At 60.3% G+C, this 23621-nt stretch carries 20 protein-coding genes and 2 pseudogenes; 9 read left to right on the plus strand and 13 right to left on the minus strand.

Translation table 11 applies throughout. The features are described 5' to 3' along the window. Positions 1-638: 638 nt before the first annotated feature. The gene (locus IVB50_RS15910) at positions 639-833 is read right to left on the minus strand and encodes a peptide-methionine (R)-S-oxide reductase (protein ID WP_247296381.1); all 195 of its coding nucleotides are present in this window, start codon (positions 831-833) and stop codon (positions 639-641) included. A gap of 973 nt (positions 834-1806) precedes the next feature. Here IVB50_RS15910 and IVB50_RS15915 point away from each other — a divergent pair. Together IVB50_RS15915 and IVB50_RS15920 are read left to right on the plus strand one after the other, a co-directional pair. After that, positions 1807-2352 carry a peroxidase-related enzyme gene (locus tag IVB50_RS15915; protein ID WP_028141266.1) on the plus strand — a complete coding sequence of 182 codons (546 nt, stop codon included), beginning with the start codon at positions 1807-1809 and terminating at the stop codon, positions 2350-2352. A gap of 43 nt (positions 2353-2395) precedes the next feature. Continuing rightward, positions 2396-2758: a DUF488 family protein gene (locus IVB50_RS15920; protein WP_009859355.1), complete on the plus strand. Its 363-nt coding sequence runs from the start codon at positions 2396-2398 to the stop codon at positions 2756-2758. A gap of 899 nt (positions 2759-3657) precedes the next feature. Here the strand turns inward: IVB50_RS15920 and IVB50_RS15925 are convergent. Together IVB50_RS15925 and IVB50_RS15930 are read right to left on the minus strand one after the other, a co-directional pair. Beyond that, positions 3658-4344 carry an antibiotic biosynthesis monooxygenase gene (locus IVB50_RS15925; protein WP_247296383.1) on the minus strand — a complete coding sequence of 229 codons (687 nt, stop codon included), beginning with the start codon at positions 4342-4344 and terminating at the stop codon, positions 3658-3660. Positions 4345-4833: 489 nt separating this feature from the next. Next, positions 4834-5175: a DUF1003 domain-containing protein gene (locus IVB50_RS15930; protein WP_247296385.1), complete on the minus strand. Its 342-nt coding sequence runs from the start codon at positions 5173-5175 to the stop codon at positions 4834-4836. 1541 nt (positions 5176-6716) lie between these two features. Between IVB50_RS15930 and IVB50_RS15935 the strand changes: the two genes are divergently transcribed. The 4 genes and pseudogenes from IVB50_RS15935 to IVB50_RS15950 form a co-directional block, all read left to right on the plus strand. After that, entirely contained in the window at positions 6717-7106 is a 390-nt protein-coding gene (locus tag IVB50_RS15935) for a hypothetical protein (protein WP_247296387.1), read from the plus strand. A 100-nt stretch (positions 7107-7206) separates the two neighbouring features. After that, positions 7207-7390: pseudogene (locus IVB50_RS15940) on the plus strand (peptide-methionine (R)-S-oxide reductase); the annotation flags it as partial. 2 nt (positions 7391-7392) lie between these two features. After that, positions 7393-7905 carry a peptide-methionine (S)-S-oxide reductase MsrA gene (gene msrA / locus IVB50_RS15945; RefSeq protein ID WP_247296388.1) on the plus strand — a complete coding sequence of 171 codons (513 nt, stop codon included), beginning with the start codon at positions 7393-7395 and terminating at the stop codon, positions 7903-7905. Positions 7906-8967: 1062 nt separating this feature from the next. Beyond that, positions 8968-9222, plus strand: a pseudogene (locus IVB50_RS15950) (IS3 family transposase); the annotation flags it as partial. Between the two features lie 242 nt (positions 9223-9464). On the opposite strand, the gene IVB50_RS15955 reads toward IVB50_RS15950, so the two are convergent. From IVB50_RS15955 to IVB50_RS15965, 3 genes are all read right to left on the minus strand, one after another. Continuing rightward, positions 9465-10514 (minus strand): hypothetical protein, encoded by a 1050-nt coding sequence (locus IVB50_RS15955; RefSeq protein WP_247296390.1) that lies wholly within the window; start codon positions 10512-10514, stop codon positions 9465-9467. 132 nt (positions 10515-10646) lie between these two features. Then, a complete protein-coding gene (locus tag IVB50_RS15960; RefSeq protein WP_247296392.1) occupies positions 10647-11216 on the minus strand; it encodes a cytochrome P460 family protein in 570 nt (189 codons plus the stop codon). A gap of 11 nt (positions 11217-11227) precedes the next feature. Continuing rightward, complete coding sequence (locus IVB50_RS15965; protein ID WP_085385711.1) at positions 11228-11902, minus strand: cytochrome P460 family protein; 675 nt, start codon at positions 11900-11902, stop codon at positions 11228-11230. Positions 11903-13359: 1457 nt separating this feature from the next. On the opposite strand from IVB50_RS15965, the gene hemA reads away from it, so the two are divergent. The 3 genes from hemA (at position 13360) to ccmB (ending at position 16620) form a co-directional block, all read left to right on the plus strand. Beyond that, complete coding sequence (gene hemA / locus IVB50_RS15970) at positions 13360-14718, plus strand: 5-aminolevulinate synthase (protein WP_247296396.1); 1359 nt, start codon at positions 13360-13362, stop codon at positions 14716-14718. A 482-nt stretch (positions 14719-15200) separates the two neighbouring features. Continuing rightward, positions 15201-15827 (plus strand): heme ABC exporter ATP-binding protein CcmA, encoded by a 627-nt coding sequence (ccmA, locus tag IVB50_RS15975; protein WP_247296397.1) that lies wholly within the window; start codon positions 15201-15203, stop codon positions 15825-15827. Positions 15828-15957: 130 nt separating this feature from the next. Next, a complete protein-coding gene (gene ccmB, locus IVB50_RS15980) occupies positions 15958-16620 on the plus strand; it encodes a heme exporter protein CcmB (RefSeq protein ID WP_247296399.1) in 663 nt (220 codons plus the stop codon). A 96-nt stretch (positions 16621-16716) separates the two neighbouring features. Here the strand turns inward: ccmB and IVB50_RS15985 are convergent, their stop codons facing one another. The 7 genes from IVB50_RS15985 to IVB50_RS16015 form a co-directional block, all read right to left on the minus strand. Continuing rightward, positions 16717-17193, minus strand: coding sequence for a cytochrome c-type biogenesis protein (locus IVB50_RS15985; RefSeq protein WP_247296402.1), 477 nt, complete (start codon positions 17191-17193; stop codon positions 16717-16719). Continuing rightward, a complete protein-coding gene (locus tag IVB50_RS15990; protein ID WP_247296404.1) occupies positions 17190-19190 on the minus strand; it encodes a heme lyase CcmF/NrfE family subunit in 2001 nt (666 codons plus the stop codon). Before IVB50_RS15990 ends, IVB50_RS15985 begins: the two co-directional genes overlap by 4 nt. Next, complete coding sequence (gene ccmE, locus IVB50_RS15995; RefSeq protein ID WP_247296406.1) at positions 19187-19684, minus strand: cytochrome c maturation protein CcmE; 498 nt, start codon at positions 19682-19684, stop codon at positions 19187-19189. Before ccmE ends, IVB50_RS15990 begins: the two co-directional genes overlap by 4 nt. A gap of 3 nt (positions 19685-19687) precedes the next feature. Beyond that, a complete protein-coding gene (gene ccmI / locus IVB50_RS16000) occupies positions 19688-20797 on the minus strand; it encodes a c-type cytochrome biogenesis protein CcmI (RefSeq protein WP_247296414.1) in 1110 nt (369 codons plus the stop codon). 151 nt (positions 20798-20948) lie between these two features. Continuing rightward, entirely contained in the window at positions 20949-21572 is a 624-nt protein-coding gene (locus tag IVB50_RS16005; protein WP_247296408.1) for a DsbE family thiol:disulfide interchange protein, read from the minus strand. Continuing rightward, positions 21569-21724 (minus strand): heme exporter protein CcmD, encoded by a 156-nt coding sequence (ccmD, locus tag IVB50_RS16010; protein WP_063615308.1) that lies wholly within the window; start codon positions 21722-21724, stop codon positions 21569-21571. Before ccmD ends, IVB50_RS16005 begins: the two co-directional genes overlap by 4 nt. 5 nt (positions 21725-21729) lie before the next feature. Further along, positions 21730-22503, minus strand: coding sequence for a heme ABC transporter permease (locus tag IVB50_RS16015; protein ID WP_247296410.1), 774 nt, complete (start codon positions 22501-22503; stop codon positions 21730-21732). Between the last annotated feature and the right edge of the window lie 1118 nt (positions 22504-23621).

The raw sequence follows: 23621 nt of genomic DNA on the forward strand, positions 1-23621 counted from the left end.
TAAGACTTGGCGTTAACAGCATTCGCGCACTCGCACCCCGTCGCGTGCCCGCCGTCGCGTCCTTCAATTGCGGCGCGCGGTCCAGTAGCCCGAGCATCGTGCCATTCCTGAGTGGCCGCTCCAGGTCCCCCGACCGGACGTTGCGAACAATTTGCCCGCACCGGCGGCAACTTTGTCTTGGACCGTTACCGAAGCGCGAACCGCGCCGGACCTTGCGACGTAACCTCGAAATTTTACGAGATTGGGATGCGTGACAATTCCGTTGGTCACATCGACAGTAAAGCTGTAACTGGAATCGCAGGTTCCCCTTTGCGTCACGAAGACGAGATCCCAAGAGCCGTCGTAGGCCGAGCGCCCATATGCTGCCGGTGCAAATGCAATGAAACAGCTTGTGGCTGTGATCATAAGCGAACGTCTTGTCATGATAGTTCTCCTATCTAGTTAGCAAGAGTTTGTCTCGATCGGTCCAGTAGTGGCGGGCATTCGCCCGGAACCGGTACGGTCTCGGATCAGAGCCATTGGGACGTTTCGTACGCACGCGGTAGTCCTTCAAGCTTTGGGTATACTGAGAAGACGACTTCGAAGGCGTGAAGTGCACTTCAAGCTTTGGCGGGCGACGATGTTTCCATGAAACTCGGTCATCCCGTTTCGCTGTCGAGCTTGTCGAAGCATGCGAATAGCGGCTCGCTGGAAACGTCGATGTAGAGACCAGACTTCCTGTTGTCCCAGTATTCGTTGGAGAAGGGAACGCTCGGTCCCATCAGTCTGCGTCTCGCGATACTGCTCGGAGTCAACTTCGAGACCGCTTCGGCGGTGTTCCTGTAGGTCGGCATCCGCCGTACTCCGTGGTGTGCTACATTGAAGATATGTACCGGGTCGTCGACCGTCCAATCACCTCCAGCTATCGAAACGATGCCATGAGTTTGCGCGAGCGGTCGCCGGCGGCGTCTGCTTCAGTCCGGCTGAGGTCGGGTTAGGCTCTTTGCGTCCTGCGAAGTACCGGCCGAGAAGGTTGTCGCGTTTGTTCTCGGGCATGTCCCCCGGTCTCACCGCGGGTTTAGGAAAGGCTGCGCGGTTTCGTGCGACGTATGCGCACCGCCCGCGCAGCGAGCGCGGGGGTCAATTCGCCCACTGATGCTCTGAAGGATCATTTCCGAGCCCGGTGCCAGAGCCATCAAAGCGGTGACCGAGGCGAGCGCCGCCGCGGTCCATATCACGTGCCGGCATGCCTGAACAACAGTAACGGATGCAAAGGGCTGACGCGCAGTACAGGATCGGCAATGGCGGGGCCAACGACGGTGCCGCCGTCATGTTGATGGACTAGCCCAACCGCCGGCGTCTCGAGATCTAAAGCGCTCGCGGAATCGAGAGAGTTGAAACACGACGCCGATCTGGCGCGGCGCGTCGCGTCACTTGGCAACAGCGAAGGTTGATCACGGGGTCTTGCTGCGGCTTAAAGTGCCCGCAGCACATCACGCCCGCTTCCGCGAGCTCGAGCAAGCGCTCGATCCGGTCAGGTACTGCATCTTAGACTGGAAGGCTAGATGGGGGCGTTCAGAGCCGCCGGTTCCACCCCGGTCGGCGCGGCGAGCAGCTGAGCACGAAGTCTGGGACTGCGACATCAGTGCCCGATCGGCGCTCGGCCGATGACCTGCCGTTATGGACTGCATGATCAACAAGCATGAGCGCCGCGGTGCGACGCGTCCTAGTCTTCGAGGCAGTCCGGTCGCTACCGGTAGCTGAAACGTCGGCGTTGGTTGCTTCGTCACCAACCGAATAATCGTTGGCGGTCTAATGGAGGATCAAATGCCACGCATTTCCATTCCGAAACGCGAGGACGCTCCGGTGGGCTCCAAGCCGATCCTCGACAACGTCGAAAAGATGCTGGGCTTCGTGCCCAACCTGCACCGCCTCATGTCGATCAGCCCGAACGTGCTCTCCGGCTGGGCTACCCTGATGGCATCACTTGCGAAGACGCTGGACATCAAGACGAGAGACGGGATCGCGCTGGCGGTGTCTGAGGCGGACGGGTGCGACTACTGCCTGGCCGCGCACAGCTTTATGGCGGGCAATCTAGCCAAAATCCCAGCGGACGAAATCGAGTTGAACAGGGAGGGCCGATCAACCGATCCCAAGCGCCAGGCTGCGGTCGCCTTCGCGAAAGCGCTCATCGAGACGCGCGGCAAAGTTTCCGACGCCCAGTTTACGGCCGTCAGGGATGCGGGGTGGACAGACGCCAACATCGTCGAGATGATCGCGCTGACTGCTCAGTTCTTGTTGACGAACTTCATCAACAATGCGGTGCAAACCCCGATCGATTTTCCCGAGGTCAGTCCCGCGAAGGCCACCTAATGCGAGTTGCCCTCCTTTACGGAGGAGAGGACTGGAGAAACCAATGTCTCGACACTCCTGTCGCCTTGGTGTTAAACGAGTGTACGAGCTGCCCGAGGGCTCGGACGGCACGAGGGTGCTCGTCGATCGCATTTGGCCGCGCGGACTCACGAAGGAGCATGCCAGCGTGGACGTGTGGCTGAAGGACATCGCTCCGAGCGGCGGCCTCAGGACCTGGTTTGGTCATGACCGGAACCGGTGGCGCGAGTTTCACAAGCGATACTTCGAGGAGCTCCGCGCCAATCGCGCCGCAGTCGAGCACCTGACAAATCTTGCATTGACGGGCAAAGTCACGCTGCTCTTCGGCGCGCACGATACCAAGCGCAACAACGCCGTAGTGCTCGCGGACTATCTCGCGGCCCGCTAATCGGGGGTGATGTACGGAATCGGAAGCTCGCTCAAGTCGTCGTCATAGCTTGCCGCCGGCCCGATGCCGACGTTATGGTTAGCGCGGATGTCGGCGCTAAGGCCCAGCGTCCGCCCGGCGAGACACATGTTCGCAGCCTGCATCACTTGTGCGCGGCCTCGTCGCCAGGCGTTCCTTCGAGCTTGTGGAGCGCTCGAAGCAGTCGCAGCCGCCATCCCTGACATGGTGGTACGACACGGCTACTGCGACGTCGGATAGCGGCATTTTCCGCCTTCGCGCCTGCAGCCGTGTGGTCATCGTCATGCATGCGGCGAGCGAAGCACTTAGCAACTCGGGGCCGCCTCCCCGGTGGCGCCCCTGCTGTCGGGGCCGCGATTGAGAACACCGATGCGCCGGCAGGCCGTTAAGCGTGCCAGCGTCGTCACGGTCTCCGGCCACCTCAGGCTGTGGCGGAGAGGTCCGTCATCGTTCGAATTCGTCATCGTGCTTTCCTTTCAGAGTTGACTTGGGTCTTAGCTGGCGACCCAGAGCAGGTCAGTGCACGATCGGTTTACACGGACCTTTCCGCGCGCCTCCGGCTCACGCTCGCTGACGACGAGAGCACGTAAGCCCTGATCACCACTGGACGACAGAAGGACGCTTCGAGGGATCGCCCAATCCAGCGCAACGAGGCCGCTATGATGTTCGAGCGGAACACGATGAGGAGCCAGACGAGCGACGCGTTAGCAGAACCCGGATTTCAGCGATGCCTCGGCCTACGCCGTCCTCATTTCGGCGGGTCTCCTTGATCGTGTTCGTCGCGGTCACCTCGCGAGAGCGACGCTGGCTGCTCCGCGGCTCGCGACTTCGCTGACGCACGGTCTAATTCGCAGCAGGTCGGCCTTCACGACGGAGCGGTCTCAGGCGTAGAGGGTCTTACCGCCCTGGGCCTCTGCATAGTACTGAGGTGCCTCGCGACGGTCGTATTTGCCATAATCGCGTACGATCCGCACTGTCCGAACCCGTGCCGTCTCATTCGGCGCGTAAGCGTCCTCGTAGGCCCGCGCTGCACCGGCGTCCTTCCAGGATATGAGCAGAATCAGGTCGCCGGGCGTAAGTACGGCCTCGAAGATGTCCCAGGACGTGGTGTCGGGAGCCCACGGGTTCAGGCCGAGCCACTCGGCGCAATCGTAGGGGTTGTCGGTTTGCTTCCACTCCCCGGGGCGAGTCGCGTTGATAAGCGTCACCGTCGTTCCCTCCCCGACTTCGGTCTCATCGAGCCTTTGCTCAGTGACTGCGTACCCCGTCGGCACCCGATTGTCGGCAGTGATCTGGCCGACGCGCAGGTGATAGTCCGCGAGGATTTCCTCGCGGCCCTTCTGCTGAACCTCATGATGACGCCGGCGGGAGCGCCAGCGGACAAGCGACTTCTCGTCCCGCCAGTTTGAAAGCGAAAGGATCCAGCCCTCGCGAATCAGGCTCTTGTATCGGATATTGTCGACGAAACCATCGACCTGCTCCAGCTCGGGGTGCAGCCTCTTGGCGTTGTCGAAATAGTCATCCCGGCTCTCTTTGTTGGGGAGCATCTCAAAAATCACTGAAAACATACTCGTATCTCGCTCCTAGAGTGCTGCGACGCAGTCGATTCTCGACGTAGAATTGCCCGGTCGATCGAGGATCTAAGCACGGCAGTGTAGCCGTTGGCCCCATCAGCCGCACGGAAACATGCTGTCCCTGGGTGGAGCCGGACGTTTCGGATACGGATGCGAAAGAAGCTCTTCATAGCGGCGTCCTCCGGGATCTCGACCATCGCGCAGCTCTGCCATCGCCCGGTTGCGAGAACCGCTTCAGTCATTCGCGTATGGCTGCTCTCTGCGGGCGAGAGCCGCGTGAGCCCGCTAAGCGGCCGTGCGCCGGATGAGCAAGGTACCGTTATGCACTTCCGCGCGGCGAATGAAAAATGACATCACGCCATGAAGTCGATAGTCGCTGGTTATGACCGCCCTCCGCCTTCCGCATCGGACTCGCGTGCACCCGACGCCGGCTCCTCCAACAGCACGGTCAGCATCCTGACTGCCTCCGTTAGCTTGAGGATTTCACGCTTGGTCGATCTTCTCATGCAACAACTCTATCTCGAGCTCCGCCTTCACGTTGATCCGGTACTCGTTCTTCGCCGCGTCGCGACCGATGTCCTGCCGCCGGTTGTGGCTCATCATGATGACTGGCGCGGCGTCGGCCGCCTGGCACGAAAGCGCGAGATTGAGAAGAGTGAGCGGGTAAGGATCCGAGCGCCTGATCGCGCCCACCAGGTTGGCCGATGTCCAGACGCACAGGATCACGCTCTGGACGATGATGAAGGTCCACGATCCCATGACCGCGGCGACCGCGTCCGCTATCCGTTGCCCTGGAGTCAGGAGCGCAACCGTCGGTGGGCTCATCGATATCCTGAAGCCGACGTGAGCGGCGCGTTCGTCTGAGGTCGACGAGCAGGGTTTGCTCGGCCGGCTCCATGCCTCCGAGACGTCCCGCCTTGTCTTCCTCGCAGCTAGCACCCCTTCCGCTCGACCGCGAGGTCGACGCGGCCAGGCAACTGCCACGTTCTGATCGCGTTTGGTGAGCCGTGGAGCTTCGTGGCGGTCTCCGCGAGGGCGCTCCCCGGTACCTGGCGCCGACAGCCGACGTCCTCCCCGAGCGAGACGATCAGCTCGGATGCAGAAGCAACAGGCCGGACTCCCAACCGGCACTGGAGAAGTTTGCTGGCGTGCCCCGCGTCGAGCGAACAGTGTGAGTGACGAGAGTCGATCGCTTATCTCTCGAGGCGCTCGTGGCGAGCTACACGGAATCAGAAGCGAGCGCGAAGGCCGTCAGGATCACGATGGAGCGCGGCGGTGACCGCCACTTCACCGCAGACGGGAGCGATCCTAAGTCGCCGTGCCCGGCTGAAGCGAAAAACGTCAACTGCGGTCTCGAGTGCAGCTTTCCATGCGTTTCAACTCTCCTCGGCGGGTCGATGCTCTCCGCTCCCTGGGGAGATGCCCGAGAACAAACGCGCCTGGCTGGTATTTCGCAGGACGCAAAGAGCCTCACCCGACCTCGGCCGGTAAAGGTTGAAGCTGGCGACGTCGCCGCCGGCGACCGCTCGCGCGAACGGGCTGGATTCGCTTTCCGTAAAGACTTCCGCCCGGTGACGCCGTACCGCAGTCCCGGGTACACGCCTTCGCCGTAGCCCGATTCAAAGTCCTGTTGCAGCAGTCTCAGACCCGCCTCCTAGGACCTTGCAGATTGAAACACCTCCAATGTCGATCCTCATGGCATCGTTTCGATAGCCGGAGGTGATTGGACGGACGACGACCCGGTACATATCTTCAATGTAGCACACCACGGAGTACGGCGAATGCCGACCTACAGGAACAACCCCGAAGCGGTCTCGAAGTTGACTGCCGAGCAGTATCGTGAGACGCAGACTGATCGGATCGAGCGCTCCCTTCTGGAACAAATCCTGGGACAACAGGTAGTCTGGTCTCTGCGTCGACCTTTCCAGCGAGCCGCTCTTCGCATGCTTCGACGAGCTCGACAGCGAAACGGGATGACCGAGTTTCACGGAAAGCGCGAGCGCCCGCCAAAGCCCGAAGTGAACTTCACGCCCTTGAAGTCGTCTTGTGCCCATTGCGCACGCCGTTTCTTGGTCGACGCGAAAGCGGAATGCAAGCAGCGGTCCTGACTTCACTCTACCAGAACGTCGGCTTTTTCCGCTCGCTTCTGCACTATCCCGGTGAGTCGTTCTTGAGTATGGCCGAGTGATTGGATGGTTGACACACCCAAGACTGACTTCACCCCGACGGCCCCAATCCAAAGGAGCCGGTTTTGGGAACCCCGGATGAAGGGGACCGTAGTGTCGAGTGTTACCCCCGAAGAGAACTGCGGTCCTCTCATTTCGGCTTGTTACCTGATCGTCAGGTGCGTGCTCGCGAGCGCCCTAATGTTGACGATGAACCTGCCATCTTCCAACGGCCATGATGCAATGCACCCGGAGCTGAACCCGTGGTTTGCGAAGCTCCGTAGTAAGTCTGGCCCCTGCTGTGATGGCTCCGACGCCCTACATCTGCGGGATGTCGAATGGACCACTCAAAATAAAAAGGAAAGCCATTACAGTGTTATGGTGCCCAAGACCGCCGACCTCTACAGATCCGCCTCCAACGGTCAGGACATGAAGAAGGGCGATACCGAGTGGGTTGATGTTCCCGACGATGCCCTCGTTACCGAGCCGAACTTGGACCATAGCACGTTGGTATGGGTGTGGTACAGCTCCGGTTTTCAGATGACCGACCAACCGCACATTCGCTGCTTCATGCCGGGAGCGCTGACATGACCGGCGATGTTCATGATTGCGCCGCGCTCGAAACGAAAAGCGGCATCTCGAGGCCGCAAGTGTCCTCGAGAACGGTGACAGCTCGCAGGCATACACGGAGACAGAGGTCCGCTCCAAGCACGGAGACAGCCACCTCGGCCATGTTTTACCTGACGGGGCCTTGCCAAAAGGAAGGGCTGAGATACTGCGTCAACTCGGCCCCCCTTCGCGTAATCCACCGCGACCAATTGGGGTGTGAGCGATTCGGCGAGTACGTGAGGTTCTTTGCAAAGCAGGAGGCCTGAAAATGGCAGGGACTACAGAACGCGCGATCCTGGCAGGCGGTTGCTTCTGGGGGATGCAGCAGCTGGTGCGGCGCCTGCCCGGTGTGATCTCAACGCGGGTCGGCTACTCCGGCGGCGACGTCGAGAATGCCACGTACCGCCACCACGGCACACACGCGGAAGCGATCGAGATCAGGTTCGATTCGAGCCAGACTAGCTTCCGCGACCTGCTTGAGTTCTTCTTCCAGATCCACGATCCGACGACTCTCAACCGGCAGGGAAACGACCAGGGTGCAAGCTACAGGTCGGCGATTTTCTACATAAACGAGGATCAGCACCGCGTCGCACAGGAGACCATTGCCGACGTCGAGGCCTCAGGGCTGTGGCCGGGCAAAGTGCTGACCGAGCTTTCGCCCGCTGGCGATTTCTGGGAGGCAGAGCCAGAGCACCAGGATTACCTGGAACGCTATCCGAACGGCTACACTTGCCATCGTGTTCGTCCACAATGGAAGTTGCCGCGCAGGAACGCCGCCTGACGGGCGATTGCGTTGTCGGTGGCCTGCGGCGCGCGCGCAGCCCCGCGGCCGGTGTGTCGTAAGCGTTTGCAAAGTGCTCTCGCCGCTCCCGCGAAGTCGCTCAGAACGCGACAAGGTGGTGAGGTTTGGAGGGCCGGGCAAGGCCTCAGATTCTCGGCCCTGGATCATTCCATGACGTTTGGCGTGCGCGAGTCTGTGCGCGTTGAATGGCCCGTTTGAATTCATCGTGAGGACTTGCAACTGCCTTTGCGCATCCGTTCCAATCGGCGCTCGTGCTCAGTGGCCTTGAGCGGTTCTAGCGATAGTCCGGCACACGAACGAGTAGGACTGAGAACCGATTTCCGTCGCGGGCGCAACGGACGCAGTCGATGACCGATGCGCTCTGCGAAACTGGCACCTCACATACGCGACCTGTTTTTTGTGGCGATCGCTCTCGCTGATCTGACGGACTACGGCCATTCGATGAGCGGTTCACATTCCTGTTCAATGCCTAGTAGAAGACACTGAGGCGCGGCTGCAGCGTCCTCGTCGCGGCATGATCACGCGGGCTGGCAATGGACGAAGTCTAATAGCGCGCGCATGTCGACCCGAGCAGTCGCTAACTTGGTTGCTCCCGGGCCGGGGAGGTCGCTGAGCTGATCGAGCTCGGATGTAACATGAGCAGCCTAAGGGCTGGTCGGGGCCGCGTAAGTGGCAGACCCCCAACGGCCAGCACGGGACGATGACGCTGAAGTCTCAACTGGTCGAACCGACCCGTCCGTCGTGCACGTCAGCTACTTCGAGGCTCCTGCGCTTGCCAGGTGCTCTGGAAATCGGCTGCGGAGCCAGAGCGCAAAGGGTCGAGATGGACGGCACCCTAGGCCCAAATCCGCGTCCCTACCGAAAGCTGGGATGCAGCAGATATTCGACGACGTCTGAGAGTGGATGGCCAACCCGTTTTCGCTTTACACGCGCTTCGGCGTGGTTGGTGAGTAAAATTAGGCCGTTTTGCGGGGCCGCTCTTGCGTGACGGCGCGGGGCCATGGCCGCGCGCAATGCATAGAAAAGCGAGACGGCAACAGGGAAGCGAACACGAAGCTGAAGCGGCTTCTGGCTGACGCCATGTTGACAATGCGGCATTGAAGGATCTCCTGGGAAGGAAATGGTGACGCTCGCGGGGAAGCGGAAAGCTGTCGCTCATCTGGTGGATGCTCACGGGATGAGCGAACGGCGGGCGCGTAAAGCGGCTGCTGCCGCATGACCATGAGATATCAGACAACCCAGGCTGACGCTGCTAACCGCCGCCAGCGCCTGAGGGCGATTGCTCACGCACGCCGCCTGCATTCGCGGCTCGGATGGAGAACCCGTCCGAGTTCGCCATGACCTGCCGCCCGCGCCGGGATCTGGCGCTGCGCTACCCGAAAGGCTCCGCGCCAGCTCCCGTCGCTCGCACCGCCCACCGGGCCAATTTGCCGGCAAGAGCGAACTCAAAACTGAAAAAACTTGGGGACGTCAAGGGCAGAGCGGCGACGCGAGACGCGCCGCTGCCGCAGGGAATCGGCAGTTATGTGGGCAAGAGGTTATTCATCGGTGAAGCCTACGACCGGACAATTCACCAAATTCCCCGTCGTCTTCACGGGCCCGCCCGCAGGACTCACCAGCAAACCTGACGCACTTTTTGCTTCGAGATCGTCGCCGTCAGTGATCAGTTTCCGTTGATCCTTCGAGATAGCCTCCTGGGTCCACTCGGCGAGTCGTACGTCCCACATCGGAGAGTATCCGGCGCTGATCTCCTTGAAGTGCGCGAGGATGTCGAGCGAGGGGCCCTCTCCGTTGATGGCACTGTCGAGCCCCTGGCGGTTCGGATCGTTCTCACCCATCTTGCCGTTCACAATCGTATAGATCACCTCAATCGCGCCGCTCTGAAGAATGTCGCTTTCCGCAGGCGCAAAGGTAGACGACTCGAGGGTCGCCGACTCCTCGGAGTTTGCGTCAAAACTAAGATAACGCAGGTGTTTGCCGTTTGCGAAGCCAGACCGGAGTTTCAAGTCAACGGTACCTTTGTCAGGACAGATGCTCGCCACGGAGTCCGTCACGACAGAGTAATCAGGACTGCCGTTGCAGAACGCGAGTTTCGCGGGCTCGACATTAAAAGCGATGACTGGAGCGTTGAAGACAATGTCCTTGCGATTAGCCACCCGAGCCAATGGGCTGTAGTGCACATCCCCGACAGATCCGGCTCGGGCCGTCCTAGGCGGAAAAAAATGGGGCGCCTCCCCCCCCACCAACGTTTGTGACGGTGAGAAATCGACCCGGCCCGATTTGAACGTGAAGTTACCCGACTCATCCATTTCCGCAACCCGTGTGCTCGTCAAGTCTTTTGCCTTAGCGAGACTCGGCGCCCATGTGAGCCCCATGTCTTTCGAAGTAGCGTAGTCACTTACGTCGGTGAGCACGAACCAAACAGTTTCTCCCGAGGCAAGGCGGCCGCGATGGAGCGGCAGGGTCACCACCTCCCGTACAAGGTCCACTTTGCCCGACGTGAGGAATTGCTTGGTGATTTTTTTGTAGGTTACCGGACCGGCTGCTAGACTCCCTTGGGGTGCCGAAAACGACAGAAGAAAGATCATCATCGATCCACAAATGCATCTGCTGAACTTTTTACTGTGCTTCATGACCCTACCTTTTTCTGCATCCAGTCTGGTATTACCCACGCATCTGGTCTTACCCACGACATCCAAGCGGCCGTGGCTAACGATCCGTCACTTCTTTAGTCCGGGATAGCCATGGACATAGATCCAGTCAGTCGCCTTGGCTGGGATGTGGCAGCCCAGGCAATCCGAGCGAAAGTTCGTTGAGGTCGTTTTCACGGGATCGCCCGCGTCGAACCAAGACCAGCCCCAGCCGTTGCCCCACAACTTATTATCGGGGTGGCTGTTCTTACTGTCCTTCACCATCATGAACCATCCTTTGAGAAGTTCTTGATGGCTGACCGTTCCAGTCGTCATATCCGAAGTGGCCGCGTCGTAAACCTCCTTCACCAGGATCGAACCTTGGGGAAATTCGCCCGTTGTGCGATAGCTTGCCGCAGTTCCGGGCGAAGCGTAGACGACGTGAATTTGCTTAGCGCCTTTGTCACCTGCGACAGACCAACTCCCAAGGAATTCGTAGGTGGTTCGGTAGTTCTTCGGGATATGCATGTTGCCTGCCGCATCAACAAGTTGTTCCTGCGCAGGGGCGGGCTGGCTGGCTACGGGCTGCGAAACAAGACACCCGACCGTAACTACGATGAAGGACGCGGACGCCACGGCCGCACTTCTGAGAAATGTCATCACAGGGTTTCCTACTTTGTAATCGAAGGATTCTGGCTGGGCGGCATTTTCTTAGAAGAGTTCTGGCCAGGCGGCACCGGCACCTGGTCGAGCAACACGTAGAACTGCGTCCATACGTCATCCCGTTTCGCACTCGCAATGTGGCAATAGGCGCATTCCTCGATTGGCCGGACTTTCGCGGTGGCTGCCTTGGGTTCATGGTGGTTGAAGTTGTAGTAGCCCCAGCCGTCGGTTGCCTTATATCTCTCGCTGTCCTTGACCGTCACATCCGCGCCGTTGAAGGCTCCCGGGAAGAATCCTTTCCCAGATGGCTCAGTTCTCGAACCGTCCGGATGAGTGGCGGGCAGCATGAGCTGCAGTTCTTTCACGAAGATTGTTCCTTCGGGGAAGACACCAGTTTTCTTGTAGATATCGTAAGAACCAGGCTCGATATAGACGTTGTGAAATTCAGGGAAGTTTGCTTGAGGGGGGTTTAAGAAGTTTGGCGTCAGTGGTGAACCGACATAAACCCATTCGTGGAAGTTCTTTGGCAGAACAAGCTCGCCATCTTTCGTGTATTCAGGAAGATACCGGCCGGTGGCGTGCCAATCGTCGGGTGGTGGTAGCTGTGGTTGCTGTGCGAAGACTGCGGTCGCTATAGCGCTAGCACCGAGGACGGCGGATAGTGCTAATACTGTGCGTCTCATGATCTCTCTCCTCTGACCAGCTATAATGTCACCGAATGCTGTAGTGGCGGCATTCGTGCGCAGGCGGTCTCATCAACTACGCACAAGTCAGATTAAACGTGCGTGCCTATGTGCGAAAGCAACGAAGGGGCATGCAATTGATACCCGTCGGGAATGATGTCCTCTCGAACTATCTATGTTGGCGATAACGAGCGTTTCGCCCGCGCAACGCATGCCGAAATGATTCGGAGTCACCGGCGTGACAATCGATTGATTGGAGAGATCGCGCTTGGGCAATCTAATTCGCGCGATTGTTACTCACCGCGAAGCGTACGGCCTTGTGATCCATCGGCCAACTAAAGCACTTCGTTTCGAGTAGGCCTGGTAGCGTAGCCTGCCCCGAACTGTTTCGCGCTTCCTGTCCAGCTCAAGAGCCTGCGTTTGGAAGCATGCCTTGCATGCTCACCTCTAGTCGGTCGGCGAGCCCCACCTTGGCCTTGCTCATGTTGGCGATCCGCACCGGCCCAGCTCTTCAGTTGTGAACAGCCCCCTGAGCGGCTTGGTACCATGATCTGGGCAACATCGTAGAGTGCCATGCGCAACGAACCATTGCCCAGCTTGCTGATCCGGCCCGTGTAGTCCGATCTCGCTGGACTGATGCTATTCCGGTGCTCAGGACAACCTCGTGACCCTAGTGGCGTTTGCATCTGCGCGCCGAGCGCATCGTGCAACGCCGCGAAGGACGAAGGCACAGAAGCGCTTCGCTGGAAACGAATGTTGATGCGACCCGCTTCGCCGGCAACTGACCGCGCGACGCGAGATTCCAACACCTCAGGCGGCAGTTCGCCCTCTTGCCTGAGGATCTTCTCCGGCAGCATCGCCGAGCAGATCCGCTTTGTCGGCGGGAGGCCTGATCGACCAGGCGCGCAGGGCGTGACCCAAAGCGGCAGCTGATTGTTTCACCACGCGCCGGCGTCAGAAGGATACGACACGTCGGTCGGCAGGCGCGGAGTGACTCTCTCAATCGGTCAACGCCAGCGCCTCGCTATCGCCCGCGCGATCGTGAACGGCGGCTTCCACGCTCGACTCGGGAACGAGCGAGTTGGAGTAGGCGCTGATCGCACAACGACTGACGCACCACGATCCTGGTTGCTCATCGGCTTGCCACCATACAAAAAGGCGGACCATACCGTCGTTATGGAAAGGGCCGCATCGTAGAACAGGTATGCATTCGGACCTCACGCAAGGCACGTCTCTACGCTCTGCAATTTAGCCGCCGTCACGGAGAGGACGGCAAAGCCGCCTCGCTGATAGTTGCACCAGAACGGGCGTGCGGTTTGCCGAAATGGACGCAGGCGGGCCAGTTGCAAGCTGGCTCAGGCGGCACCCGACCATAACCTGACCTCATGCAAACTATAACTAATACGAGTGCGAATGCATGATGAGCTACGGTCGACGGACGGTCAGGAGAGATTGAGATGGACGATCTGGACGTACCAGCGAGTTGGCAAGCAAGGCATCGGCCACACGGAAACGTCAGTAGCAGACGTTTGTGTGTGGACGTAGTGCCGGGGGAACGAGCATTGACGCCGCCCACCGGGACGTTCGCTGCGGACGATCACAATTGTGCGGCCGAAGCTTACGAGCGTCATTTCCACGGCTGTCTTGAGCGCCTGCACGGGGAGCAACGTTATCGCGTCTTCGCCGACATCGAACGGATCTCCGGCCGCTTCCCAGCCGCCAAATGGCGCCGGTCTGACGGAACTGTTAGGGAAATCACGGTTTGGTGCTCGAATGACTATCTCGGTATGGGACAGCACCCGGAAGTCGTGAGTGCACTGACCGCAGCAGCTCACCGCTGCGGCGCAGGAGCGGGTGGAACGCGCAACATCGCCGGCAATAATTCCCCCTTGGTTGATTTGGAGGGCGAGCTCGCTGATCTGCATGGCAAGGAAGCGAGCCTCGTCTTTACCTCCGGGTACGTATCGAATCAGGCCAGCATCTCGACGATCGGTAAGCTGATCCCAGGCTGCGTGGTATTATCTGATGCAGATAACCACAATTCGATTATCGAAGGCGTCCGCCAATCAAATTGCGAAAAGCGGATTTTCCGGCACAACGATCTCGGTCACCTTGAGTCGTTGCTGCGCGAGGCAGGGGACCGCCCCAAGCTTGTCGTGTTCGAGTCCGTATACTCGATGGATGGCGATGTGGCGCCGATCGGCGCCATCTGCGACCTCGCGGACCGGTATGGCGCGATGACCTACCTCGATGAGGTTCACGCGGTTGGCCTCTATGGCGGTCACGGTGCCGGGATCAGCGAGCGTGATGGCGTGATGCACCGCGTGACCGTGATCGAGGGTACCCTCGCCAAGGGATTCGGCTGCGTTGGCGGCTATATCGCGGCGTCGCGGTCGATCTGCGACGCGGTGCGCAGCTTCGCGCCCGGATTCATCTTCACGACGGCACTCCCTCCACCAATTGCCGCCGCAGCCCGTGCGTCCGTTCGTTACCTGAAGCACTCGTCTGCCGAGCGCGAAGCACACCAACGGCAAGCCGCTGCAACGAAGCGGGCGCTCAAAGCCGCCGGGCTTCCGGTCTTCCCGACCGACACCCACATCGTGCCTGTGATTGTCGGCGATGCGGAATTGTGTAAGGCGGCAGCCGATCGTCTTCTAGAGCGCCACGCCATTTACATCCAGCCGATCAACTATCCGACCGTTCCCCGTGGGACCGAGCGTCTCCGCATCACGCCCTCGCCATATCACGGCGATAGCCACATAGCGGAACTCGCAGCTGCGCTCGCGGAGACTTGGGAGGCCCTCTCTCTTGCCTGAGAGCCGTGCTTGGGAGCGCCCCCTTCGCAACCGCCTCCCCCAACGTTGTGCATGGGAGGGGCATCGGCTACCCGGCGGGCGCGGACCGCGCTGGGAAGGCCTCGCGCCTCCCAGGTTGCGGCCGGGGCAGCCAAGTTGGGACGACGGACCAGCCAAAGAAGGCCGTTTGAGGAGAGACCCGCCCCTTTTCGACACGCTTTCGGTTAAAAGATGTGATGCGACCCAATCCACCCCTTCTATCACGCTGCTACGTTGCATGGGTCATCGCGTGGCAGATCTTGCCGCTTACGATCACAATAGGGCTCGTATTCTTCTGGTGGGCAGCCTCGAAGAATTGACCTTCGTCATCCTGTTGGGCGGTTCTCTCCAACGGCGCCGCCCTTCGTTCGAACATGCTGATCCAGAATCGTTCATTTCGATAAGCCCTCCAACCCGGAGTGCGAAAGCGATCCGAGCGAGACAACGGGCAACCGGAAATAAAAATGGATATCACGCAGCGGTGTCATCTCTTGATCGAGGATCTGTCCGTCGCGCGCGGCGAGCGCGTGGTGTTAGGTGGAGTGTATTTGCAACTGGGCTCGGGCCAACTTGCCGAAGTGACGGGTCCCAATGGCGTGGGCAAATCCACTCTTTTGCGCGCTATCGCCGGTTTCTTGCCATTGGGATCTGGTCGCATGTCACTGGTGGAGTCCGAAGCCATGGATTCAGCGCCCTTGGCAGAGCGCCTCCACTACGTGGGTCATCTCGACGGGCTGAAATCAGCGTTGACCGCCCGCGAAAACCTCGAGATCGGCCTGGGAATTTTGGGCCGAGGTCGGCTAACCCCGTTAGACGCGCTGGAGCGTCTGGAGTTAGCCCACGTTCTCGATCTGCCCGTTGGCTATCTCTCTGCGGGGCAGCGTCGCCGTGTCGCATTGGCCCGGCTCCTGGTTGCCGATCGCCCTCTATGGCTGCTCGACGAGCCGCTAACGGCGCTAGACCGGCACGCACGAGCCTTGCTCAAGACTATTGTCGCGGACCATCTCGGAAGCGGAGGATTGATGCTCGCCGCCACCCACGAACCACTCGGTCTGCCGGGAACAATCCAAGTCAGGCTCGGAGCGAGGTGAGTGTCTTCCCGCTGAGGCGCGGCCGGCATCCTTATAGCCGTCTGTCTCAAGGTCGGGAGAGAAGAGGTCACGCCGCTTTTCCGATTTCCCCGGAACGGTCTCGACGCAATGGCGACGCGGGATGGGGGCCATGATCCGTATTCTCCTCGTCGTTTTTCTTCGCGACGTCACGCTGGCGCGTCGCATCGGCGGAGGCGGAGTTCTTGGCCTGGTCTTCTTCCTCAGTCTCGTAACTGTGGTGCCTTTCGCGATTGGACCTGACCTGCGCTTGCTGTCGCGCATCGGTCCGGCCATTCTGTGGATAGCGGCGCTCCTCGCGAGTCTATTGGGCCTTGACCGTCTGTTCCAGGCGGACCACGAGGACGGTTCGCTGGACCAGATGTTGCTGTCGCCGACGCCGCTAGAACTCATTGTTCTGGTGAAGTGCATGGCCCACTGGTTTGTTACAGGGCTACCGCTCGTTCTGCTCTCGCCGTTGTTTGGCCTGATGTTGGACTTGGACGGCTCGGCGCTCTGGGCGGTAGCAGCGACCTTGTTGGTGGGTACGCCAACTTTCACCTTCCTGGGAGCGATCGGTGCAGCGCTTACCGTCACGCTGCGGCGGGGTGGTCTTCTGCTTTCGATCCTCGTTGTACCGCTAGCCGTACCAGTGCTGATCTTCGGTGTCTCCGCGGCGCAGAGTGGCACAGCGCCCGTTCTGACACCGTTCCTTGTTCTCTGCGCTCTGGGACTTGCATCCGTCGCTCTCGCCCCAATCGCTGCAGCCGCGGCACTTCGCGGGGCGGGAGAATGACAAGCGCATGCAGCGAAGGGTTTGCTTGTGAGCGAGCCGTCGCGGAACGACTCCGCACGCTTCCCAAGCTAAGACGACTTGATCATCGGGCAATGCCTATAGCGGAGTATCCGCGTCTAACAAGGCCGCGAGCCGATCCCGCTCGGCTTGGCTCAGGGGCGCCGCCGGCGTAGGTTGCAGGCGTCGCAATCTGAACAGGAGAGCGATCCCGCCCGCTGCGAGCACCAAAGCCGGCATTCCCCAGAGGAAGGTGGTTTCCAAGTCGAGCGGTGGTCTCAGCAGGATAAAGTTCCCATAACGCTCCACCAGAAAGTCGCGGACCTGCTCGTCGCTCTCGCCGAGGTTAAGGCGTTCGCGCACCAGCAGTCGGAGATCACGCGCGAACTCTGCTTTCGAATCGTCGATCGACTGGTTTTGGCAAACCAGGCAGCGCAGTCCGGCGGAAATATCGCGCGCGCGCGCCTCAAGGTTCGGGTTGGGCAGGACCTCATCTGGCTGCACCGCCCTGGCCAAGCCAGGCGCGAGGCCTGCGGACACGATCGAAAGCAGAAGAATGCGACGAAGCGGAGTCATTCGGCGGCCTGCGGCGCTGCTGCGGGGTTAGCTGCGGCGCGGACGCGAACCGCGCGGCGCGCGAAGCCGATTCTGAGGCGTCTATCAGACAACGACACGATCCCTCCAAACGCCATGATGACGCCGCCTATCCAGATGGCCGTCACAAGCGGCTTCCAAAACATGCGCGCATCGATCGAACCATCCGCGTGCTGGTCCCCAAGCGAAATGTAGATCTGGCCAAAACCCAGCGTCACGATGCCTGCCTCGCTCACGGTAGTCTGTCGTACGGGAAAACTGCGCTTGGCGGGCTCGACGGTGGCCACGGCCGCGCCGCCCCGGCTTATGACCGTGTAGGCCAGGACTTCGGAGTAGTTCGGGCCCTGTCGCGATTGTAGATTTTCGATAGTCGCTTGATAAGGCCCGAGATCGATCCCCTGGCCTAGCTTGACGGTCGCGATCCGCTCCACGCCCCAACCGGTCGCCGCCAAGCCCATAAGTGTCACGCCAAGGCCAGCGTGAGCGATAGCAGCACCCCAGGCGGAGCGCGGCAGCCCGACCGCGCGGGCCAGCATCACTCGAATAGGCTGCCCACGTGCCCAGATACGCGACATCACATCGGCGAACGAACCGACTATGAGGTAGACGGCGAGGCCGAGGCCAACCGTGGCGAGGACGGGGCCGCCTCGGATGACGGCAACGAGCACAAGTGCGCCCACGAGGCCCCCCAAGGCTGCAACCGTCGCCCGCTGCGCTGCGCCGAGCAGGTCGCCACGCTTCCAGGCGAGCGACTGACCGATCGGCATCAGCAGAACGATCAACGCTAGTAGCGGACCGAGGGTCAAATTGAAAAACGGTGCACCGACCGAAATCTTGTCCCCGGTCAGAGCCTCAAGCGCGAGCGGATAGAGCGTGCCAGTCAGGACCGTAGCGCAGCAGGCGGTGAGCAGCAGGTTGTTGACTGCGAGCGCGCTCTCGCGTGAAACGGGCGCGAACAGACCACGTTCGCTCAGGGAAGGCGCACGCCAAGCATAAAGCGCGAGGGAACCGCCGACGAACGTGCTCAGGATGATCAGGATGAAGACGCCGCGCGTCGGGTCGCTGGCAAACGAATGAACGGAGGTCAGCACCCCTGAACGCACCAGGAAGGTGCCGAGCAGCGATAGCGAGAATGTAAGTATCGCCAGGAACAGTGTCCAGATCTTGAGGGCTTCGCGTTTCTCCATAACGGCGGCCGAATGCAGGAGCGCGGTACCCGCAAGCCAGGGCATGAGTGATGCGTTTTCGACCGGATCCCAGAACCAGAACCCGCCCCAGCCGAGGGTGTAATAGGCCCAGTACGAGCCCATGGCTATGCCAAGCGTTAGAAAGATCCAGGAAATCAGAATCCAAGGCCGAACGTAGCGGGCCCAAGCGGCGTCCAACCGTCCGCTGATCAGCGCCGCCACCGCGAACGAGAACACGATCGAGGAGCCGACATAACCGAGGTAGAGGAGCGGTGGGTGTATTGCAAGGCCCGCATCTTGAAGCAGCGGATTGAGATCCTGGCCTTCAAAGGGCGCCGGAAACCGTCGAACGAAGGGATCGGAGGTGAACAGGATGAAGCAGAGGAAGGCAAAGGAGATCCAGCCTTGGACCGTTAGTGTATTGGCGCGCAATTCCTTTGCCATGCCGCGCCCGAGAATCGCAACTGCCGCTCCGAAGGCCGCAAGGATCAGAACCCAAAGCAGCATGGATCCTTCGTGATTGCCCCAGACGCCGGCGAGTTTGTACACGAGTGGTTTGGTCGTGAGCGAGTTCTCGGCGACTGTCACGAGACTGAAGTCGGACACCACATGAGCGTAAGTCAGGGCCGCGAAGGCATAGCCCAACAGCAGGAACTGGGTGATTGCAGCTGGGACCGCAATGGAAGTCAGCTCAGAATCGCCACTGCGGGTCCCCCACAGCGGCAGAACTGACTGAAGCAGCGCGACGGCGAGAGCCAGAGCGAGCGCGTAATGTCCGGTTTCGACGATCATCCTTTCGGTCCGTCCCGTTGTGGTGTTTCGTGGAAGGCCGCGCTATTGCGGCCACGCGCATTTTCGTTCTGCCAAATGCCTGATTGCTTGAGTTTGTCGGCTACGTCCTTGGGCATGTATCGCTCGTCGTGTTTGGCGAACACGGTATCCGCATGAAAGACGCCCGGTCCCTCCACCGTGCCCTCGGCCACGACGCCTTGTCCTTCACGGAAGAGATCCGGCAGCAATCCGGTGTAGCTGACCTGGATGTCGTACTTCAGGTCGGTCACCGCGAAGACGACAGTCGACGATCCACCATAGGTAAGTGAGCCAGGTTTCACCAGGCCACCGATGCGCAGACGGGTTCCTCGCGGCGGCGCCTTTTCGGCCATCTCGGTCGGCCCGTAGAAGAAGACGATGCTGTCACGCAACGCAAACAGGATGAGCCCAACCGCGATGGCCAAGGTGAAGCCTGCTGCGCTGATGATAGCGATGCGCCTGCCCTTTCTGGTCAAAGTCTACCTCTTCAAACCTAGCTGACTGACGAGTTCATCGATGCGCTCTGGCGCTTGCGCATCTTCTGCTAACTGGGCGCGCGCACTTGCGACGGCCGCCTCGGCTTTCTGGCGTTCACCCAATACGACGTAGGACCTAATCAGTTGCAGCCATCCCTGAAGGTCATGGCCATCCTTCGAAAGCTTCTCGGCCAGTCCTCCCACCATCCCGCGGATCGCGTCTCTCCGCTGCTCCGGTGGAAGGGCCGCGATTTCAGTCCGGCTTCGGCCGGCTTCTGCTTTTGATTGAGTTGGCCTAGAAGACTTATCCAGGTGTTGGCGGACGGCATCCATCCACGGGGCGCCAGCTGGCGTATCGGCCTCCAGCGCCTCCCAAAGTTGTCTCGCCCGATCTGTGTCGCCATCTTGCTCTACTGCGAGCGCATGGAAGAATCGGGCCAGAGGCTGTTTGGGATCATCCACGAGTGCTTGGTCAATGGCACCGCGTGCTTCTGCAGTCACAACGCCGTCGGCAGCCATCGTCAGCGCCTGCCCAAGAGACGCACGCTCCTCCGCATTTTCGCCGAGCAGCCGTAGCGCCGCCCTGTACGCATGCGCCGCATCCTGAAACCTTCCCATGCGCAGGTAAATTGGTGCAACAACCTGGAATCCGCGGCCATCGTTGGGGTCGCCCTTCAGACGCGTCTCGACTTCGGAAATCGCGGCAGCGAGAGTGAAGTCCTCACCCGTGCGCCTCGATGCGATCGGCATATCAGGCTGGTTGGGAGCGCCGACCTTGAGATAAGACGCGAGAGCGACGAGTGGCAGCACTAGGGCGATCGTCAAGGCCGCGGCAGTGCGTCTCGGCTGCCAGCGCGGCCACGCATGCGGCCGGCTCTCCGACGCGGAGTCGAGTGATGCAAGCAGCCGGCGCCCGATCTCGGCACGCGTGGCCATGGCATCCTCGGGCCCTACGAGTCCGCAGCGGACGTCATCATCCGCCTCGGCCAGAAGGCCGCGATAGAAGGCCACGTCGGAATCGTGACCGCCAAAGCTCTCACGCCGCTCGGAGAGCGACCGGGCCAGCGCCAGCACGATTGCAAACGTCATCATTGCGAAGACGGCCCAGAGCACGTTCAAGGCCTCCGTCCGTATTCGCCAATCCGTAACGCACCACGTTTTCGGGTATCCGGCGCGCTTGAAAATCGGACTGCTTCTATGTGTGCCGCTCCCATGGTCCGATCGGCCACTCCCGAATGATGTAAATGGACTTGCAAGGCAGTCGTCATGGACGCTCTGCCCCGGCAATTGCCGCCATCAGAGCTGGTCGACTTGCGTCCGAGATGCCTCCAACCAGCTTGTAGGCGATTGTGCCATCCCCCTTGACCACATAGGTCTCGGGGACGCCATAGACGCCGAAATCGATGCCCGTTCGGCCGGACCGGTCAATGCCGACTTGTGCGAAGGGGTTCCCATTCGCGGCGAGATAGGCTAGCGCGTTTCTGGGATCGTCTTTGTAGACGATGCCGGTAAGCGTCACCCCCTGTCGCTGCAGCATCCGGTCGCTCGCCAACGCCATCAGAGCCCCTTGTTCTTCCCGGCACTCGATACACCATGATGCGAACACGTTCACAATTGTCACGTGCCCCTTCCGCAGATCGGCGCCCGACAAGCCGGGTGGACCAGGCGTGCGAAGCCCCTCCAGCGGCTCCAGCGCAAACTGCGGTGCCGGCCTGCCGATCACAGCGGAGGGCACGAGTGACGGGTCTCCGGCGCCGAGCCGCACCAGGAGTAACGCCGCAATTCCGACGAAAACTAGAAGCGGGATAATCAGCCACAGGCGGGCCAGTGCGCGGCGACGGGCCATGGCGCTTGAGCGGAGGTGAATCGAAGTTCGGATGTTGCTCATACGCGGCCGCGCGGATCGGAGTGACGAAGTTGCAGACGACGCAAGGTACGGCGCTGAACGCGATAGTCGATGAGAACCGCCGCGATCATCCCGGCAAGCATGGTGCCCGTCACCAGAAAAGTCGCTGTGATGAACCCGCTATGCTGCATCATTTTGCTCAGGACGCCATTTCGACAGGCAGCATGCAAGCCATCGCAGGTTCGCCCGCAGCCGCCATCGTGATCGCAAGCCGCCGGATTCGGCGTCGCATGATTTCGTTACGGACGGCCATTACGTGGAGAGTCACGAACAAAAGCGTGTATGCGAGCGCCATCACAATTAGCGGCCATAGCATGGTGCCAACAATCGCCGAGCCCTCCATCCGAAATACCGATGCCGGCTGGTGGAGAGTGTTCCACCAATCAACCGAAAATTTCACGATTGGGATGTTGATGAACCCAACCAAGGTCATGATCGAAACTGCTCGTGCCGCCCTGTTCGGGTCCTCGATCGTCTGCCAGAGCGCGATCAGACCGAGATAGATCAGAAACAGAACCAACACGGAGGTGAGCCGGGCGTCCCAAACCCAATATGCGCCCCACATCGGTTTACCCCAAAGGGAGCCTGTGACGAGGCAGATAAAGGTGAAAGCCGCGCCAAGCGGCGCAGCCGCCTTTTGTGCTGCATCGGAAAGTGGATGACGCCAAACTAAGGATCCGAGCGCAAATACCGCCATGAACGTGTAGGCAAGCATCGCTGTCCACGCGGCAGGAACGTGGATGTACATGATGCGCACCGTCTCGCCTTGCTGGTAGTCGGGTGGCGCGGCGAATGTTCCAAGCAGACCAACTGCGAAGGCGAACGCCGTCGAACCCCAAAGCCAAGGCAGCAGCCTCGCGGCGATACGCACGAAATTACCAGGATTGCTGTACGCAGTGAAGTTCAGAGTCAAATTCCGATCTCCTCGAACTCAACCTGCAGGCCGGGATTGCTCGCGCTCCCGAAGAAAGTTCGTGCCACTGGGGCTCCTACAAGCCGATGAGTATCGCATCACACCGGAGACGATTTCACAAATTACCTCCAGTTATTGTTTTGATGCCCGCAAGGCGACCAGAGCTGAGCGGCTCCGATTTGTATACTTGGAGTGGCCGCAATTGTCGCGTGCAGACGGCACGGCAATTCGAGAGACCGATAGCAGGTGGGAGCCGCGCGCTATCCGATCGCGTGCGACGTCGAGATAGCGTTCAATGCCGCGGTCGATGCTCGGCGTAATGAGCTAAAAGTGAGGGCGCTCGTCTCGCGTAAGCGGTCCGCTTTAAAGGGCGCCTCCTTCGTATAGATCCCTTACTCCGTTTGGATGCCTGACCCGTACGTAGGTTCAATTGAGCCACCAATCGCGATCGTCCTATCTATAAGGCGTGCGGTGGCCCTCCCAGCTATCGCTGCCCACCTTGGGCGTTTCCTCCCTAGACTTGGGCCGCTTGTGGCAACGCAGGCGGCCTTCTTTTTTGTGTGCACTCATATGGAATTGAACCGAGGTCTGGTCGACCTATACCTCGGTAGGGTCACTTCATACCCTCGCGCAATGGCAACAACTAAGCGCTCGGTGCTACCAGATGATACGGAGCGAACAGCAACGGAACCCGCCCGCGAGCAGGCAGTTGCAGGACAAGGGCGGCCACGTAATGCTCGACCGCTCTTTCCCCTCATCGAGCCGCATGTTGCCAGTGATTACTGTTTGCTTCCATGGTTGCGGAGATCCCCCCATGATAAGCATCGCCGATCTCTTAATCCGGTTCCGGCAAGGGAGCCGGCCTGCCTCCAATGCTCAAGTTGCGGTTGTCACCGATCGGGATCGATCCAGCATGGCCGAGTTTGTCCGCATCCTGCAGGCCTACGATCAAGGCCGGTACGGCAGGAGTTAGAGGGCGACCGCGTCTCAAGCAGCGAAGAAAAATGCGGGACACGGGACCAATGGTATGGACCCCGCCCTTGCGGCGGTGGAATCTCAAGCGTCAACTGCAGCGAAGGAGGATGTTATGCAGGTCGTTCGGATAGGTCTAGATCTGG

The organism is Bradyrhizobium sp. 87, from assembly GCF_023073015.1.
Classification (GTDB): domain Bacteria; phylum Pseudomonadota; class Alphaproteobacteria; order Rhizobiales; family Xanthobacteraceae; genus Bradyrhizobium; species Bradyrhizobium canariense_D.